Annotated in this window: 13 protein-coding genes, 1 tRNA gene, 2 rRNA genes and 1 pseudogene (1 of these 17 cut by a window edge); 16 read left to right on the forward strand and 1 reads right to left on the reverse strand. The window is 59.2% G+C overall.

The window, feature by feature from the left end; all coding sequences use genetic code 11:
* From AC5YUO_RS19970 to AC5YUO_RS20035, 14 genes and pseudogenes are all read left to right on the forward strand, one after another.
* Positions 1-1,178, forward strand: a 23S ribosomal RNA gene (locus AC5YUO_RS19970) (it extends 1,758 nt beyond the left edge of the window).
* Positions 1,179-1,432: 254 nt separating this feature from the next.
* A 5S ribosomal RNA gene (gene rrf, locus AC5YUO_RS19975) occupies positions 1,433-1,547 on the forward strand.
* Positions 1,548-1,709: 162 nt separating this feature from the next.
* Positions 1,710-1,786: transfer RNA gene (locus tag AC5YUO_RS19980), tRNA-Met, on the forward strand.
* A gap of 208 nt (positions 1,787-1,994) precedes the next feature.
* Positions 1,995-2,254 (forward strand): annotated as a pseudogene (locus AC5YUO_RS19985) (type II toxin-antitoxin system ParD family antitoxin).
* Between the two features lie 294 nt (positions 2,255-2,548).
* Positions 2,549-3,523, forward strand: a complete 975-nt coding sequence (locus AC5YUO_RS19990) for an extracellular solute-binding protein (protein WP_496156497.1) — start codon at positions 2,549-2,551, stop codon at positions 3,521-3,523.
* A gap of 61 nt (positions 3,524-3,584) precedes the next feature.
* A complete protein-coding gene (locus AC5YUO_RS19995; protein ID WP_496156498.1) occupies positions 3,585-4,655 on the forward strand; it encodes an ABC transporter ATP-binding protein in 1,071 nt (356 codons plus the stop codon).
* Positions 4,652-6,376, forward strand: a complete 1,725-nt coding sequence (locus AC5YUO_RS20000; RefSeq protein ID WP_496156499.1) for an ABC transporter permease — start codon at positions 4,652-4,654, stop codon at positions 6,374-6,376. Before AC5YUO_RS19995 ends, AC5YUO_RS20000 begins: the two co-directional genes overlap by 4 nt.
* A gap of 14 nt (positions 6,377-6,390) precedes the next feature.
* The gene (locus AC5YUO_RS20005; RefSeq protein ID WP_496156500.1) at positions 6,391-7,281 is read left to right on the forward strand and encodes a metallophosphoesterase family protein; all 891 of its coding nucleotides are present in this window, start codon (positions 6,391-6,393) and stop codon (positions 7,279-7,281) included.
* The gene (locus tag AC5YUO_RS20010) at positions 7,271-7,963 is read left to right on the forward strand and encodes a GntR family transcriptional regulator (RefSeq protein ID WP_496156501.1); all 693 of its coding nucleotides are present in this window, start codon (positions 7,271-7,273) and stop codon (positions 7,961-7,963) included. Before AC5YUO_RS20005 ends, AC5YUO_RS20010 begins: the two co-directional genes overlap by 11 nt.
* A 333-nt stretch (positions 7,964-8,296) precedes the next feature.
* Entirely contained in the window at positions 8,297-9,679 is a 1,383-nt protein-coding gene (locus AC5YUO_RS20015; RefSeq protein WP_496156502.1) for an SWIM zinc finger family protein, read from the forward strand.
* Complete coding sequence (locus AC5YUO_RS20020; protein ID WP_496156503.1) at positions 9,676-11,088, forward strand: DUF5691 domain-containing protein; 1,413 nt, start codon at positions 9,676-9,678, stop codon at positions 11,086-11,088. The genes AC5YUO_RS20015 and AC5YUO_RS20020 overlap by 4 nt, the downstream gene beginning before the upstream one ends.
* Positions 11,081-12,163 carry an ATP-binding protein gene (locus tag AC5YUO_RS20025; RefSeq protein WP_496156504.1) on the forward strand — a complete coding sequence of 361 codons (1,083 nt, stop codon included), beginning with the start codon at positions 11,081-11,083 and terminating at the stop codon, positions 12,161-12,163. The genes AC5YUO_RS20020 and AC5YUO_RS20025 overlap by 8 nt, the downstream gene beginning before the upstream one ends.
* Entirely contained in the window at positions 12,163-14,490 is a 2,328-nt protein-coding gene (locus AC5YUO_RS20030) for a DUF5682 family protein (RefSeq protein WP_496156505.1), read from the forward strand. Before AC5YUO_RS20025 ends, AC5YUO_RS20030 begins: the two co-directional genes overlap by 1 nt.
* 107 nt (positions 14,491-14,597) lie before the next feature.
* Complete coding sequence (locus AC5YUO_RS20035; protein ID WP_496156528.1) at positions 14,598-15,701, forward strand: VWA domain-containing protein; 1,104 nt, start codon at positions 14,598-14,600, stop codon at positions 15,699-15,701.
* 191 nt (positions 15,702-15,892) lie between these two features.
* Here the strand turns inward: AC5YUO_RS20035 and AC5YUO_RS20040 are convergent, their stop codons facing one another.
* Positions 15,893-16,501 (reverse strand): TetR/AcrR family transcriptional regulator, encoded by a 609-nt coding sequence (locus tag AC5YUO_RS20040; protein WP_496156529.1) that lies wholly within the window; start codon positions 16,499-16,501, stop codon positions 15,893-15,895.
* A gap of 113 nt (positions 16,502-16,614) precedes the next feature.
* On the opposite strand from AC5YUO_RS20040, the gene AC5YUO_RS20045 reads away from it, so the two are divergent.
* A complete protein-coding gene (locus AC5YUO_RS20045; RefSeq protein ID WP_496156506.1) occupies positions 16,615-17,301 on the forward strand; it encodes a PspA/IM30 family protein in 687 nt (228 codons plus the stop codon).
* 35 nt (positions 17,302-17,336) lie between these two features.
* Positions 17,337-17,618, forward strand: a complete 282-nt coding sequence (locus AC5YUO_RS20050; RefSeq protein ID WP_065116655.1) for a YiaA/YiaB family inner membrane protein — start codon at positions 17,337-17,339, stop codon at positions 17,616-17,618.
* Positions 17,619-17,690: the final 72 nt, after the last annotated feature.

Genomic DNA, 17,690 nt, shown 5'->3' on the forward strand with positions numbered 1-17,690 from the left:
GCGTAACTTCGGAAGAAGCGTGACCCTTTTGTACGCAAGTATGATGGGGTGGCACAGACCAGGGGGTAGCGACTGTTTATCAAAAACACAGGGCTCTGCGAAGTAGCAATACGACGTATAGGGTCTGACGCCTGCCCGGTGCTGGAAGGTTAAAGGGAGGGGTGCAAGCTCTGAACTGAAGCCCCAGTAAACGGCGGCCGTAACTATAACGGTCCTAAGGTAGCGAAATTCCTTGTCGGGTAAGTTCCGACCTGCACGAATGGCGTAACGACTTCCCCGCTGTCTCCAACATAGACTCAGTGAAATTGAATTCCCCGTGAAGATGCGGGGTTCCTGCGGTCAGACGGAAAGACCCCGTGCACCTTTACTATAGCTTTACACTGGCATTCGCCAAGGCATGTGTAGGATAGGTGGTAGGCTTTGAAGCAGGGACGCCAGTTCCTGTGGAGCCATCCTTGAAATACCACCCTTATCTTCGTGGATGTCTAACCGCGGTCCGTCATCCGGATCCGGGACAGTGTATGGTGGGTAGTTTGACTGGGGCGGTCGCCTCCGAAAGAGTAACGGAGGCGCGCGATGGTTAGCTCAGACCGGTCGGAAATCGGTCGTCGAGTGCAATGGCATAAGCTAGCCTGACTGCGAGACTGACAAGTCGAGCAGAGACGAAAGTCGGTCATAGTGATCCGGTGGTCCCGTGTGGAAGGGCCATCGCTCAACGGATAAAAGGTACGCCGGGGATAACAGGCTGATGACCCCCAAGAGTCCATATCGACGGGGTTGTTTGGCACCTCGATGTCGACTCATCGCATCCTGGGGCTGGAGCAGGTCCCAAGGGTATGGCTGTTCGCCATTTAAAGCGGTACGTGAGTTGGGTTCAGAACGTCGTGAGACAGTTCGGTCCCTATCTGCCGTGGGTGTAGGAATATTGACAGGATCTGTCCCTAGTACGAGAGGACCGGGATGGACGTATCTCTGGTGGATCTGTTGTCCTGCCAAGGGCATAGCAGAGTAGCTATATACGGAATGGATAACCGCTGAAGGCATCTAAGCGGGAAACCAACCTGAAAACGAGTGTTCCCTATCAGAGCCGTGGAAGACGACCACGTTGATAGGACGGGTGTGGAAGCACAGCAATGTGTGAAGCTTACCGTTACTAATAGCTCGATCGACTTCTTCGTTCCCATTGAATATGTTCATCAAGCAAAGCTTGATGACATCATCTTCTGTCCTCACGGGCCAAAGGCCCTGCGGACGGCGCGCCGGACAACCGGCGACGGACTAGCGTCCTGTATGGCTGCCAAACTCGATCTCGAGCAAGGCAACATGAGGATGGGTCACAGAAAGACGTGTAAATTAAATAGAGCCTTGGCTCTCCAGCTTCTCGAAACAGCAGTTTCCATGTGAAAACATGGAGCATGTTGCGTTTTGCCGACCTGGTGGTTATCGCGGGGCGGCTGCACCCGTTCCCTTTCCGAACACGGCCGTGAAACGCCCCAGCGCCAATGGTACTTCGTCTCAAGACGCGGGAGAGTAGGTCGCTGCCAGGTCTGCAAAACGCAACACAAATCTTCTCATTCACAAATAAGGGCCAGCGCCCAAATCAACAGGCCGCGTAAGCGGCCTTTGTGTTATAATGAAATCACTTCGGTTCTTTGCCAAAAGCAAAAACCAGATCTAGGCGACAAGTTCTTCCGACTTCTCGCTGGTGCCGCGGGGTGGAGCAGCCCGGTAGCTCGTCAGGCTCATAACCTGAAGGCCGCAGGTTCAAATCCTGCCCCCGCAACCAATTCCTACGCTACAATATCCTATAATAGCCCAAAACTACGATCCTGTGCGCATAGCAATGCGATGAAAACAGGCTAAATCTCCACAAGAAAACACAAATCTCGAAATCGACAGGTGCAAAGCGGGGCGCACGTTCGCGCGGATCTTGCAGCGTGTCCGAGGGATATATGATTTGGCGGCAGTTCGCGGAATGTCGCGCCCTAGATCCCATCCCGAGTTACGCCCTTAACGAACGCTACGAGAAATTCATCAAGAAGCAGCTTAAATCCGGCCGCTACAACAATGCCAGCGAGGTTGTCCGTGCGGGCCTGCGCCAGTTGGAAGACCAGGAGGATGCCGGCCAACGCTGGCTGAAAGAGGAAATTCCCGGTTACTGTTGAAGCGCGATCCCTCCAGAGGAGTTTCCCTTGATGATGTCTTCGCCCGCCTTGAGGTCGAATATCAGGCCCGGCTGGCGAAAGCCAAGTAGAAGGCATACAAGGTCATCCTGCCTAAGCGGGCCGAGCCCTTCGATAAGCCGCTGTGGCGGGTCATCCAGAGGAGTGAGCTGCCATCCCCGTGCGTTCGGATAATGAATGCAGGGTAAAACAAGGACCGGATGGCTGCCTGAACGATTAGTCGGGCCTCGAAATGCCGCCCTTTAAAATCATTCTCCGGCAGACGCTTCCTGTCACCGTAGCGTCATCATAAATGTTATATATTTCATACTTGAGAGCACGTGCTTGGCTCGATAGCGATTGGTCATGAGATAAGGAACATTTCGATGAAGCTGCCTATTTTGAAGACGTTATTTTTATCCGCGGGCATGCTGGTTGCGACGACCGTCGCCAGCTTTGCTGAAAAGGGTTCACTGGTGGCCTATAATCCGCCGGGCGCCGTTGGTGATGCCCTGATTGCCAAATTCAAGACGCTGCATCCCGGCATCGACGTCCAGAGCGTTGCCGGCGGCGTCGGAGAGCTTTTCACGCGCATGGCGGCGGAAGCCGCCAATCCGCGTGGCGATGTGATCATCTGCGCCTCCACCGAGGCGGTTCTGGCGCAGCCGGAACTTCTCCAGGCTTACGACAGCAAGGAGAAGGCGAATTTTCCGGCCGAGGCGATCGTCGATAACGGCCTTGCCTATGGCTGTTCGCTTGCCCTGCAGGCCTTCGTCGTCAATACCAAGCTGCTCGACGAAGCTGCGATGCCGAAATCCTGGAAGGATCTCGCCGATCCGCGCTTTGCCGAAAAGCTCACCCTTGCCAATCCCAGCACGTCCGGCTCCGCTTATGCCCAGCTTGCGCAGATGCTTCAGCTTTACGGCTGGGACTATGTCAACAAGGTCATGGACAATGCCAGCATCGTCACCGCTTCGGAAGCGGTGTTCACCGATGTGGCGCGCGGCGAAAAGCAGATCGGCGTTTCCAACGAATCCAACATCCAGCGCATTATCGAGCAGGGCAATCCCGTCAGAATCGTCTATCCGAGCGAAGGCACAGCCTTCCGCTACGATGCTTCCGCACTCGTCCGCGGCGGCCCGAACCCGGAAAATGCGAAACTGTTCCTCGATTTCCTGAACTCGAAGCCGGGCCACGAAATTCTGGCGCAGTTCAAGCGTCGCTCGGTGCGCCCGGATGTGGATGCGCCGGCTGGCCTTACCCCGACCGCCAAGATCGTGACCTTCCCCTACGACGTCAAGAAGGCCTCAAGCGAGCGCAACGCCTATCTCGCCAAATGGGAAACGATTTTTAATCAGTGAGGCGCATTCCCATCACCGATTGACCGCACCGATAGCATAATTTCCCGAGGATCAGCGCTGGATGGCGTCCGCAAAAAACACAAAGACTGAGCCAACCGGATTGCTGGTTGAAAATCTTCGCAAGACCTTCAGTGGCGCCGCCGGCGCCACTGTTGCCGTCGATGATGTCTCGTTCCACATCGAAAAACCCGAATTCTTCACCATGCTCGGCCCTTCCGGCTGCGGCAAGACCACGACGCTGCGCATGATCGCCGGTCTTGAAGTGCAGACCTCCGGGCGTATCGGCATGGATGGGCTGGACCTTTCCGAGGTTGACCCCTCGCGGCGCAACATGGGCATGGTTTTCCAGTCCTATGCGCTTTTTCCCCACCTTTCCGTATTCGACAACGCCGCCTACGGGCTCACGCTGCGACGCCTGCCCGGCGAAACGATCCGCCGCCGCATCGACGCGATCTTCTCGACGCTCGGCCTGACGGCGCTTGCCAGGCGCTATCCGTCCGAGCTTTCGGGCGGCCAGCAGCAGCGGGTGGCGATCGCCCGCGCGCTGGTCTACCAGCCGCAATTGCTGCTTCTCGATGAACCTCTGTCCAATCTCGACGCCAAGCTGCGCGTGACCATGCGGGAGGAAATTCTCAGCGTTCAGCGGCAATTGGGAATTACGGCGATCTACGTCACTCACGACCAGGAGGAGGCGATGGCGATCTCGGATCGCATCGCCGTCTTCAAGGATGGGAGGCTGATTCAAATCGGCTCGGCGGAAGAGATTTACCGCAATCCCGCCTCGGTATTTGTCGCCGATTTTATCGGCAAGGCGAATTTCTTCCACAATCCGCATGGCGCTGTAAGGCGCGTGCATGTCGACCGTTTCGATTGCGACGGGCTGAGTGAAAACACCGGTAACCGCCTGACCATGGTGCGGCCGGAAGCGATAAGAATAGGAGCGGAAGGCTCTGAAGGCGTGGTCCGGCGCATTCAATTTCTGGGCGCGACGGTGCGCTACATCATCGACTGCCCCGAGGCTGCCCGTGAGGTCATCGCTGAGGCGCATGGAAGGATCGAAGGCGTTGGTGAAGGCGATGCGGTGCGGATTTCCTTCAGCAGCGAGGATGCCGTGGAGTTTGTTCGACCATGAGCGAGGCGATCTCCCTGACACAGCCGCCCCCGGCCAGCCGCCGCACCGGCATCGATCTTCGCGCCGGAACGGTGCTTCCCTGGCTGCTCGCCTTGATAACCGTGCTCTTTCTGGTGTCGTTTCTCGCTTATCCCGTTCTTTTGAGCGTTATGAAAGGCTTCGTTCCCAAGGGCGCGCCGCTCAGCCTCTCCAATCTCACCTTTGACAATTTTGCCCGCTTCGCGACGTCGAAAATGTATCGCGTCGCCCTTTGGAACACCGTCTGGATCAGTGTGGTCTCGACGGTGCTGGCAAGTTTTCTCGCCATTCCGGCGGCCTATGCCGTGGCGCGCATCGATATCGGCCTGCGCAGCGTCATCATGGCCCTGTCGATCGTGCCGCTGATCTCGCCGCCCTTCATCGGCGCCTATTCCTGGGTCGTTCTCTTCGGTCGCAGCGGCATCGCAACCCATTATATGTTCGAATGGTTCGGCATCACGCTGCCGCCGATCTACGGTCCTTTCGGGATCGTGCTGGGGATGACACTCGCCAACTTCCCTTATGTTTTCCTGTTTACGCAAGGGGCGCTGGCCGCCAACGATCCGGCCATGGAAGAAGCCGCGCGCATGATGGGCGCATCGCGGCTGCGGGTCTTTTTCACCGTCACCCTGCCCATGGTCACGCCCTCCGTTCTCGCCGGCGCTTTGCTGGTGTTGATCGAGTGTCTGGGAGAATTCGGCATTCCCGCCGTGCTGGGTGGTGAGACCTATGTTCTTTCGACGCTGATGTATTTTCAGATCAACGGCTATTTCAATCTCAATGCGGCCGGGGCGATTTCCCTGGTGAACGTGCTGATTGCGCTGGCGGCGATCAGCCTCTTGCTGCGCCTGACGCGCGGGCGTCGTTTCGTCGGCATTTCGGGGCGGACCCGATCCGCGATCCGCAGCCGGCATCCGCTGGCGCGGGTGCTCGGTGCGCTCTGGGTCTGGAGCGTGCTCGCCTTCGCCATGCTGCCGCAGATGATCGTGGTGCTGCTGTCCTTTGTCGAGGCATGGCCGGGCACGCTCTGGCCGCTGACCTACGGTCTTTCGAACTATTCGGTGGCCATGCAGCATCTGAAACAGCCCGTGCTCAACAGCCTGTTTCTGGCCGGCATAGCAACGCTCGTCTGCATCCTTTTCGGCACGGCCACCGGCTATGCGGCCGAACGCAGGCAATTGCCGGCAAAGTGGGCGCTGGACCTTACCATCGCCCTGCCTTTCATCCTTCCCGGCATCATGACCGGCGTTGCGCTTTTGACGGTTTACAATTCCGGTCCGGTGGTTCTGAGCGGCACGGCGTTCATCCTGATCATCGCCTATATCGTGCGGCGCCTGACATATAGCTATCGCGCCGCGGTCGCGGCCGTCAGCCGTGTCGATCCGGCGCTTGAGGAAGCTTCGACGATTTGCGGCGCGACCCAGGGCGCAACCCTTCGCCGTATTACGCTTCCCCTTGTCGCACCGGGTCTTCTGGCGGCCGGCATCATTGTTTTTTCGACTTTGATCACGGAAATGAGCAGCACCGTCATCCTTTATTCGGCGCATTGGAAAACGATCTCCATCGCCATCTATGAACGGCTCGAAGCCCACGAAATCAACTCCGCCGCAGCGATCAGCACGATCGCGCTGGCGCTCGCATTGCTTCTGGTTTTCACAGCCTCCAAGATCGTCGGCCGCAGCATGGCCGATCTCTTTCGCTAAAACGGACCGATGCGATGACAGGCGAATATTTCAGGGTGGTGCAAATTTCCGATCCGCATCTGGGGGTGGGTCGTCTTCATCACCAGCGAAACTGGGAGCTGGTGCTCGAATGGCTGGAGACCGAAAGGCCGGATCTGGTCGTCATCACCGGCGATGCCATGTATAGCGATCCCGATAGCGATGCGGATATGGACTACGCCCGCCGGCAACTGGAGCGTATCCCGGTGGCGTGGAACATCATCGCCGGCAACCATGATCTCGGCGACAGCATGATCAACCCTCTCCCCGAAGCCAGAATCAATCACCGCCGCCGGGAGCGCTGGCGGGCCGCCTTCGGCTGTGAATTCTGGGTCGAGCGGCATGGAGTCTGGGCGCTTGTCGGAATAATTGCGCAACTGCTGAACGCACCGTCCCACGAGGACGAACAGGCTGCCTTTCTTCGCAGCAGCCTGGCCGCGCTGCCATCCGGCATGCCGGTGGCGCTTTTCACCCATAAGGCGCTGTTTGCCGACCATCCTTCCGAAACCACCGTATCCACCGATGCCCTCGATCCTGTCGCAAGGGCATCGTTACAAGAAATTCTGAACGGATGCGCCGTGCGGCTGGTCGCCTCGGGCCACAATCACCAGTACCGCAGCTTTGGTCTCGGTGATGTTCTGCATGTCTGGTCGCCATCGGTCGCCGGCGTCACCAAGAAGCCCGATGTCAGGCATTGGGGAATACGCCAGGTCGGTTTCATCGATTATCGGCTGTTTTCCAGCGGTGAGGTGCGGTTGCGGGTCGTGGGTCAGGATTTCCTCGTGCGTAACGAAAGCTACATTCAGAAATTGGAAGATGCATCGTCGGCGCAGGCCGCGGCAGGAGCGCATAAAAGATACCCGGAGAGGCAAACAGTTGAAAGATAACACACTACCAGAACTCGACACGTCCAATCTCTGGGACCGTGTCTATGCGCTTCTAAAACGGGAAATCATTCTGCGGCATTACCCACCGAACGAAAAACTCAGCCTTGAGAAGATTGCCGATCAGCTCAAGGTCAGCCGGACGCCCGTTCGTGACGCATTGAACCGGCTTGAGATGGACGGGCTGGTGGTCACAAGATCGAAGGTTGGAACTTTCGTCGTTCCCATCGATATGGATATCGTCAACGAGGTCATGGATTCCCGTCTGATGATCGAGCGCTGGGTGGTCGAAAAGCTGGAAGCAGGACCCGACGAGAACGTGCGGGAACAGATAAGCATCATGGAAAACATTCATCTGTCCACGATAAATACGGCGGCCATGGCCCCGGAAAAATATCACGAATATGATTTCAACCTGCAATTCCACCTTGCCTTCGTCCGGCTCGGAGGCAACGACAGAAATGTAAAGATATATCGCGATCTCATGAATTACAGCCTGCCCGCCACCATTCCCGGCAAGGTCGCAAGCGGCGAAGTGGAACAGGCGATCATGCAACACGGCCTGATCCTGAAGGCTCTCAAGGAGCAGGACTACCCACTCCTCAAAACCGTCATCCGGCGCCACCTCGAAGATTCCAAACAGACGATTCTCGCCAAGATAGAAGTGAATGGCGGACAGATATAGGGCTGTCTCGAGCGGACATATTTCTCTGAGTTTTGACAGGTCCATCGACGAGGAGGTCGAGACGGCGCTGCTCAGGATCACGATGGCACTCTCACATCTGCGATCTACGGCTTGGTTGCTCAGTGCCGGCAAAGCGCCATACATATCGTTTCCAACGGGCCGCGGACGTATAAGTCAACGCCTCAGAAGCAGATGGTTTGATATGGCCATGTTATCAGCCTCTTCACGTATCGTCCTGCAACTCCCTATTGTCCATCGTCACCGATTCCATGTCATAAACGCGCTATAACCTTTATGAGATTCGGTTAAGTATGTGCGGGACGGAGAATTTTATTGAGTTTGAGCCTGGCAAAGATCGAAGAGCTCGCACCGGATCAGGGCTCGCTTGCAGCGGCCAAGAAGCTTCTCAAGCCAGCGAACTGGCCGACGCTTGCACAGGATGGATCGGGCCTCCTCTGGGGAGAGTGCCAGGGTTCCGGCGCAACACCCTACAGGATTTCCGTTACCGAAGCCGATGCCGGCTATAAATGCAGCTGCCCCAGCCGTAAATTTCCCTGCAAGCACGCATTGGCCCTGATGTGGATGCGGGTCGAAGGCAAGGTCGAATTTGCCGGCGGTACGCCGCCTGACTGGGTGACGGATTGGCTTTCCCGCCGGCGCGGCCCTTCCGCCGGCGCATCGGCGGCCAATGCGGAGAGGCCGAAAGCGTCCATAGCAGCCGTTGAGGAAGCCGAAACCCTCGCCGATCCAAAGGCGGAGGCTCGCGCCGCGCTTGCCCGCGAGCGGAACCGGCTGGAGCGGGAAAGCTCCATCGCCAATGGCCTCGATGAACTTGACACCTGGCTTTCCGACCAGATGGACGTCGGGCTTGCATCTTTCCCCGGCAAGGCGACGGCCGCCTGCAGGGTGATGGCGCAACGGCTGTTTGACGCCAAGGCTTCCGGTCTGGCGCTTCGGGTTGATACGATGCCGGCGCGTCTTTTCGCCTTTGCGGACGCAGCGCGTCCCACCGCCGCGGTTCAGGAACTCGGCATTCTGCATCTGCTGGCCGAGGCCTATCGGCGGCAGGACGACCTCCCGGAACCGTTGCGCCAGGATATCCGGCAGATGATCGGCTGGACCGTTACGCGCGAAGCGCTGATTGCCGATGAGGCGGCGTTGCGCGTTTCCGGCGTCTGGCGTGTCTGGGCAACCCGAAACGAGGTGCAGCCGGACAAGCTGCGACGGATCGAAACATGGCTCTACGGCAACGAACGGCATGCTGTGCTGATCGAATATGTCCCGGTCTCAACCGGCGCGTCTTCGAGCGGCTATAGCGTCGGTGATGCATTTGAAGCCGAACTCGTCTTTTATCCGTCCAGCGCGCCGTTGCGCGCCATGGTCGTGCGGCAGATCGGAGCGACCGAGCCCTCCGATGCGCCGTTGACGCTTCCTTCCGACGATCTCGCAACGGCTTATGGTCGCTACGAGAATGCGTTGATCGATAAGCCCTGGCTTGCCGACTATCCAATGATGTTTCGCGGCGCACGGCTAAGGCGTACCGAAGACAATGTTTATCTTCACGGAAATGAAATCAGTCTGCCGGTGGCGAAATCGCAGGCTGCTGCAACCTGGCCGTTGCTGCAATGCGAGACAATCGACGGTGCGGGTCTCTGGAACGGCAATGAGCTGACGCTCTGCTGGTCGGAAACCTCACTGGGGCGGTGGACCGCATGACCATATCAAGTCTGAAGACTGCCATTCTGCCAAAACTTCTTTCCGGTACCCGTGACGGCCTGCCGCTTGACGCCATTGGCACGAATGATCCGCTGCAGGCACTGGCTTTGGCCGGTCAGGCGTTACGTTTCGACCGCCCGGCGCAGCCAGCCCATTTCAAGATCGAGGACGTCGTTGCCGATCGGACAACGATCCTGCCGGATGCCGCGAGAAAACACCTGCTGCGGTTGCTTTCGGACAAGAACCAAGCATCCGGCCAATTGTCCGTCGCGATTGCCCGGACATTCGCGGAAAAAAAGCTCCGGCCGCATCCCTTCGATCTGCCGAAGCTGGAGCCCTTCGTAAAGGCGTTCGCGGAAAGCCTTGGTGCCGAAGCGCTCGCCTTTTCCGAACGCGAGACCCCGGTTGCTCAAAGGCAGAACTATTTCGCGCCGGACCGGCTGAATGACGAAAACTGGATGCTGGCGACGCCGGCGGTGAAGGCCGGCTATATAAGCACTCGCCGGGCAACCGATCCCGCCGCCGCGAGGGCTTTGGTCGAGGCGGCTTGGGGAACGGAAAATGCCGACAGCCGCGTGCGCCTGCTGGGCGCCCTGCGCGGACAGCTTTCCGAGTCGGATGCGCCATTTCTGAAGGGTCTGGAAAAGGACCGTGCACCGCGTGTTCGCGAGCTGGCCCAGAGGCTGCTCGTCAAATTGCCGGGAGTCGGGGGCGACAATCCTGCCCTCTATGCCGCGCTGGAGCGGATCAAGGTTTCGAAGGCCGGGCTGATCTTCAAGAAGACGGCCCTGACGCTCGAATTGCCCGCGACCGTTCGGGACTATACCAAGACAGGCTGGCTCAACGAAACCTTCGGCCCGGTCGGATTGGAGGTCCTTGCCGGCGCCCTGTCGCTCTCGGTTGATGCTATGGTTGCTGCGGCGGAGAAACAGAGCGATCTCCTTGTCGCCTTTCTCTTCATGGCGACGCAGGACCGGCGTCTGGATGTGGTGAAAACGATCACCGACCGCCATCTCCGCGACGTTTGGGAGGCTTTCTCACAGCCTGATGCCGAAATACTTGCAGATTACAGTGTGCAAGAGCGGCAGCTCTGGGTGGAATATATCTTCCGTCCAGACAGATGGGATGCCGATACATCGCCATGGACCATTCACCGGATGGCGCTGTGGCTTGGCGGGGCAGCGACGGAAAGCCTTTTCAAGGATGTTTTGCAATCCACGCCCTGGAGCACCCTGCGCAAGGACAATGCCCGCTACGATGCGGATATCCTCGACGGCATGGCTACTATGTGCCCCTGCGCCCTGCGCCCGACCTTGCGCGCCGAGCTTGCCGCGCTCGAATCCGCCAAAAGCGGCAATGCCATCCTTTTTCTCGACCTCATGGACAGCCTGGAGACCACAGATGCCTGAAGCCCAACTTCGCCGCCCCGCGGAAGAAATTTACGCCGGCGAGCTTTCCGCGCTTGCCAGGGGTGATGATCGTGCACGTCCGACAAACTGGAAGCTTTCCCCGCAGGCCGTCGTCACCTACCTGCTGGGGGGCAAGGCGTCCGATGGTACTCATATCTCCGCCAAATATGTCGGTAATCGCCGCCTGATCGAAACGGCGGTTGCGACGCTTGCGACGGATCGCGCATTGCTTTTGCTCGGTCTGCCGGGCACGGCGAAATCCTGGGTGTCCGAACATCTGGCCGCCGCTATTTCCGGCTCATCCCAGCGCCTGATCCAGTGCACGGCCGGTACGGACGAAAACCAGATCCGCTACGGCTGGAACTATGCTTTGCTGCTCGCCAAGGGGCCGTCGCCGGATGCCCTGGTGAAGACGCCGCTGGTGCGCGCCATGGAGGAGGGCACGCTGCTGCGCCTCGAGGAGCTGACGCGCATGGGGTCGGACGTTCAGGATACACTGATCACCGTTCTTTCGGAAAAGACATTGCCGGTGCCGGAACTCGATACTGCCATCGGCGCTGAACGCGGCTTCAACGTCATTGCCACTGCCAATAATCGTGACAAGGGCGTCAACGAGCTGTCTTCGGCGCTGAAGCGACGTTTCAACGTCGTGGTATTGCCCTCGCCGGCCAATCTGGAAGAAGAGACGCAGATCGTCATCAAGCGTGTCGGCGAAATCGGCACCAATCTGAGCCTGCCGCCGATCCAGCCGGCCGACAGGGAACTTGCCCGTGTCGTCACCCTGTTCCGCGAAATCCGCGACGGCAAAACGCTGAACGGCAAGACCAAGCTGAAAACGTCGACCGGCACGCTCTCCACGGCGGAAGCGATTTCCGTCGGCGTCTCGGCCTGGGCGGAAGCGGCGCATTTCGGCGACGGTCGCATCGACGCCAACGCGCTTGCCACCAATATTGTCGGCGCGGTGGTCAAGGATCCGGTACAGGACAGCGTTGCCTTGTCCGAATATCTCGAAACCGTGATCAGGACGCGTGACGGCTGGAGCGATCTCTACGAGGCGATCCGCGAGGTGATCTGATGGCCGCAAAACGCAAGGCGCATCTTTTCGGCATACGCCACCACGGACCGGGTTCAGCGGCGCTCCTCAAGGGCGCGCTCGACGCCCTCGATCCGGCCTGCGTGCTGATCGAAGGATCGCCGGAAGGCGATGCGCTGATTGAGCATGCGGTGCTGCCGGGCATGAAGCCGCCGCTTGCCATGCTGTTCTATGCGGCCGACGAGGCCGCGAATGCCGTCTTTGCGCCATTTGCGGAATTCTCGCCGGAATGGGTGGCCATGCAATGGGCGCTCGCCCGTGGCCGACCGGTCCGCTTTATCGACTGGCCGGCGGCGGTATCGCTGGCGCTGACGAAGGCGGCTCGGGAAGAAACGCTCGCCGCTCTCGAGGCGAAAGCCGAAGCGACAGCGAATGGTGAAACCGACGATGTGGAAGATATTGCAGTGGCTGATGGCGCTGCAGTCCGTCTCGACCCGCTCGATCTTCTGGCCGAAGCAGCCGGATATGGCGATGGCGAGACCTTCTGGAACGGCCTGATCGAACAGCATGGCGGCGGCCAGTCTCCGCTCGAAATTTTTGCCATGATTGAAACCGCCATGACCGAAACGCGCCGGCACCAGGCAGAAGCCGGCGGCATGACCGAGGCCGAATGGCTGCGCGAAAAGCGCCGGGAAGCTTTTATGCGCGGACATATTCGCGATGCATTAAAGCAGCATGAGGGCGAGGTCGCCGCCGTAGTCGGGGCCTGGCACATCGGCGGGCTGCGGGAGGAGACGACGGTCGCCGAAGACCGGGCCATCACCAAGGACCTGCCGAAACTCAAGGTGGAAGCGACCTGGGCGCCCTGGAGCGACGGACGGCTGAGCTATGCTTCGGGTTATGGCGCCGGCGTCATCTCGCCCGGCTGGTACAGACATCTCTGGGGGCTCTATTCCAGCGATCGCCATGAGGGGCCGGAGGCTTTTGCCGCCGTGTGGCAGGCGCGTACCGCGGCCCTGTTGCGACAGGAGGGGTATGAGGCTTCCACCGCCTCCGCGATCGAGGCCGCGCGGCTCTCACTCGGTCTTGCGAGCCTGCGGGGCCTTGGCGTGCCGGGTCTTGCCGAAATGCGCGATGCGTCCCGGTCGTCGCTCTGCCATGGTGACGATACGCAACTCGCGATAATCGAGCGCAAGCTTTATATCGGCAGCCGGATCGGCGAGATCGACGAAGCGGTGCCGCAGATGCCGCTCGCAAAGGATTTCGAGGCCTGGTGCAAGAGGACCCGGCTGAAGCCGGATGAGGCGGCGAATGAGGTCAAGCTGGACCTGCGCAGTGAAGCGGGTCTCCTCAAATCCACCTTCCTGCACCGGCTCAACCTGATCGGCATCCACTGGGGCCGGCTGATCGATGCGGAGGCCGGCCGCGGTACCTATCGTGAGATATGGGCACTCCTCTGGTCTCCCGATATGTCGGTCGGACTGGCGGAAGCGCTGGTCTGGGGGCTGACGATCGAACAGGCGGCCGCCGCCGCGACGATCGACCGTGGCCGTAAGGCAGGAGGTATCGCGCAGCTTTCCGAACTGGTGCGCGGCGCCCTGGTCGCCGACCTTCCCGATGCGGCAAGCGCCTGCATCGATCTTCTGCAGGCCGCAGCCGTGCAGAACAACGACATCACCGACCTTATGGACGCCGTTGCGCCGCTGGTGCGCATTGTCCGTTACGGGAGCGCCCGCAAGCTGCCGGAGCCTGAACTCCGGGCGCTGATCATAGCCCTTAGCGCCGAGGTCAATGCCGGCATCCGTATCGGCTCACGCCAGCTGGACGACGAGGCGACGGCCAAGCGTATGGCGGCAATGCGTATCTATGACGAAGCGCTTGGCCTGTTCGGCGACGCCGCCCTGCTGGAGGAATGGCGGCGTCAGCTCGCGCTTCTGGTCGATGACGAGCAGGCCGCTGCACCCGTCGTCGGTTTCAGCCTGCGCCGACTGCATGATCTGGGCCTCTGGAACGAAGCGCAGATCGCGTCCGCTTTTTCGCGACAGATCGTCGGGGAGACGCCGGCGCGGGCCGGCTCCTTCGTCGAGGCCTTTATTTCAGGATCGGCGGAAGTGCTGATCCAGGATCAGGTGCTGCTTTTCCTGATCGATGAATGGCTCTGTGGACTGGACGAAGAAACCTTCGTCGAAAGCCTGCCACTCCTGCGCCGCGCCCTGACCAGCTTTGATGCCATCGGCCGCAAGCGGATCATGGAGCGCATCGCGGGTGGGCGAAAAGAGGTCGCCGTCATTCAGATTGACACGGCAGACAACCCTGCTTTCGAACGCGCATTGCCGTTATTGAAGCAAATTTTGGGAATGAGCGCATGACCGAGACCCCCGAGACACCGGCTCCCAATACTTCGGCTTCCAAGATTTCGGCCCTCGAGATTTCTGAACGTATCCGCCGCTGGAAACTGGCTCTTGGCGATGACGATATGGAGGGTCTCGCAGAGCGGGACCAGCGTCTGAGCCGTGCGCTCTCCGCGCTCTATGAGTCTGGCGGGACGAAGGGAAGGGGCGGGCTGGGCGCGTCCTCGCCGAAGGTGTCGCGCTGGCTCGGCGATATAAGAGAGTTCTTTCCAAGTCCGGTTGTGCAGGTTATCCAGAAGGATGCTTTCGAGCGCCTGAATCTCAAGGCGCTGATGCTGGAGCCGGAGTTCCTGGAGACGCTGGAGGCGGACGTCCATCTCGTCGCCGACCTCATCTCGCTGCGCGGCGCGATGCCTGAAAGGACGATGGAAACAGCACGCGCGGTGGTCAACAAGGTCGTTGAGGACCTGATGAAGCGCCTGCAATCCAGAACGGTTGAAAAGCTGACCGGGGCGGTGAACCGGTCACAGCGCACGCACCGTCCACGGCATGCGGATATCGACTGGCCGCGCACCATTCGCGCCAATCTTCGCCATTATCAGCAGGATTACAACACGGTCGTGCCGGAGACGCTGATCGGTTTTGCCCGCAAGACCAGAACGCGCGCGGATCTTGATCATGTCATGCTCTGCGTCGATCAATCGGGTTCCATGGCGCCGTCGGTCGTCTATGCCTCGATTTTCGCGGCGGTCATGGCCTCGCTTCCGGTGCTTTCCACGAAACTCGTCTGCTTCGATACGGCGATCGTCGATCTCACCGAGGATCTGGCCGATCCGGTGAAGGTTCTGTTCGGCATCCAGCTTGGCGGCGGTACGGATATCAATGCGGCGCTGGCCTATTGCGAAACGAAGATTGACCGTCCTTCCAAAACGCATCTCGTTCTGACTACCGATCTCTACGAAGGCGGGGACGCCCCAGCCATGCTGGCGCGGGTTGCGGCGCTGAAACAGTCCGGGGTCAACGTCATCGTGCTTCTGGCGCTCTCGGATGATGGCCGGCCGAGTTATGACAGCCGGCATGCGGGTGCGATTGCGGCGATGGATTGCCCTGTATTCGCCTGCACACCGGACCAGTTTCCCGATCTGATGGCGACGGCCCTGACCAGGCAGGATGTGGCGCAATGGGCCAGCGCAAACGGCATCGAACTTGTCCGCGGCAACCAGGGATGAACTCAGACGCGGGCGGCCGCCGCAGTCCTCGCTCTGTGTTGTTACCAGTGCCTGAGTGCTCTGCTGCCTGTCACCGGCCATGCAGCTGACTTGGGTGAAGGCCATAAAGGACTATTCAGGATTTTAAGCCGCAGAAGAGAAATCAACGCCATCAGGCATTGATGCGTCAATCTGGATTGCCCTGTAATTTTTCAGGTTTCGCGCTGGGACGCTGCACCGGCGGCAATCATGATGATGAACTCATCGAGTTCACGTTCCAGCCGTTCCGGCGGCAGGCCAACGAAGCGCGCTTCCAGCGTGATGCTGATAATACCGTGGACTGCGCCAAACAGGGTGCGAGCACGCACTGCCCGGTCTTCTGCGCTCATCTCCGGCTGTAACTCTTGCAGAGGCTCTGCAATGACACTCAGCAGAAAGAGGTGTTCGTCGAGATGCCATTGGGGGGAAGGAATACCCTCCGGTAAATAGTGGTCGAACAAAGCTTTCCACAGGTTGCGGTTGGCAAGCGCGAATTTGAGATAGCCCTGCGCCAGATTGCGCAGACGGTCCGCCGGCGGCCTGTCCTTAACCTCGGTCAGTGCCAGCGATTGCTCAAGAGCCTTCAGCGTCGTCGAGTTCACATGAATGATCAGGTCATTGAGATCCACATATGCGCTGTAAAGGCCGCCAAGCGCGCAACCGGCATCCTGCGTCACGTCGCGGGCGCGCAGATTGCCAAGCCCGTCGCGCGCAATACGATCCCGTGCCGATTCAAGCAGCCTCGCCTTCAGATATTCCCGTTTTTCTTCCCGGCGACCCATATTAACCGTCCTTTCCAGAAATGATGAACATTGTTCAAAATAATTATTGAACATCGTTCATTTTCGTGGCAAATCTCTTTTCGTGAACAATGTTCATAAACCGGAGATGTTTGATGTTCAACCTTATTGCAACACTTCTACGCGGCAAGGTTCATGCTGCGGAACGGGCTGCGGCGGATCGGCACGCCATTCCTCTGCTGGCCCAGCAAATCAGAGAAGCAGCCCAATCCATTCAATCGGCCCAGCACGCGCTGGCCGTCGCGATTGCCCAGAACGAGAAGGAGCGTAGCCAGCATACGCTGATCCTGTCGCGGATCTCGGATCTGGAAGAACGCACCCTGGCCACATTGTTGAAGGGAAATGACGGCCTGGCGCGGGATGCTGCGGATGCGATCGCCTTCCTTGAGGCGGAACGCACCGCATCGGAGCAGGCTCTGGCACAATTCTCTGGCGCCATTACCAAGCTCAAGGCGACCGTTCGTCTGGCGGAAGGCCGATTGAAGGATCTGCAGCGTGGCGAGCGCCTGGCCCGCGCCACCGATGCCGCCCAGAAGGTTGACCATGCTGCCTCCGGCGTCGGCCTTGCGACGCTGGATGATGCCGAGCGCACACTCGAACGCCTGCGTGACCGCCAGAAACAGACCGACACGGTGTCAGCCGTTCTCAAGCAGATGGAGGGTCCGTCCCGCACCGCCGGATTGATCGAACGTCTGGCGGAGGCAGGATGCGGCGCGCCGCTTCGCTCTTCTGCGGATGACGTGCTGGCACGTCTCCGCACCCGCCTTGACGCCACCGTCTGAACACCATTTTCTAAATCTTATTAAGGATCAATATTATGAACGACAGTTTTCAGAAACATTCCGCCAGCTGGGTCAGCTTCTCCTACATCTCCTTTGGCGCCGCCGCCTTCATGCTGGCGCTCGGCCTCTGGATGATGCCGCTTGACCTGTGGGGCAAGGGCTATCTCGCCATGGGCATACTCATGCTGGTACAGACCACGGTGAATATTACCAAGACTTTGCGTGACAATTCGGAATCGGAAAAGCTGATCCGGAAGATCGAGGACGCCAAGACCGAAAAGCTGCTCGTTAAGTTCAATCGCGACAGCGATAGTTGACAATATTTAAAGATGCTGTGGAGTTGTTTTGATCTGTAACTATTACATAACAACTCCGTGGCATGACAGTCG

Source organism: Agrobacterium sp. LEGMi-208b, assembly GCF_059511785.1.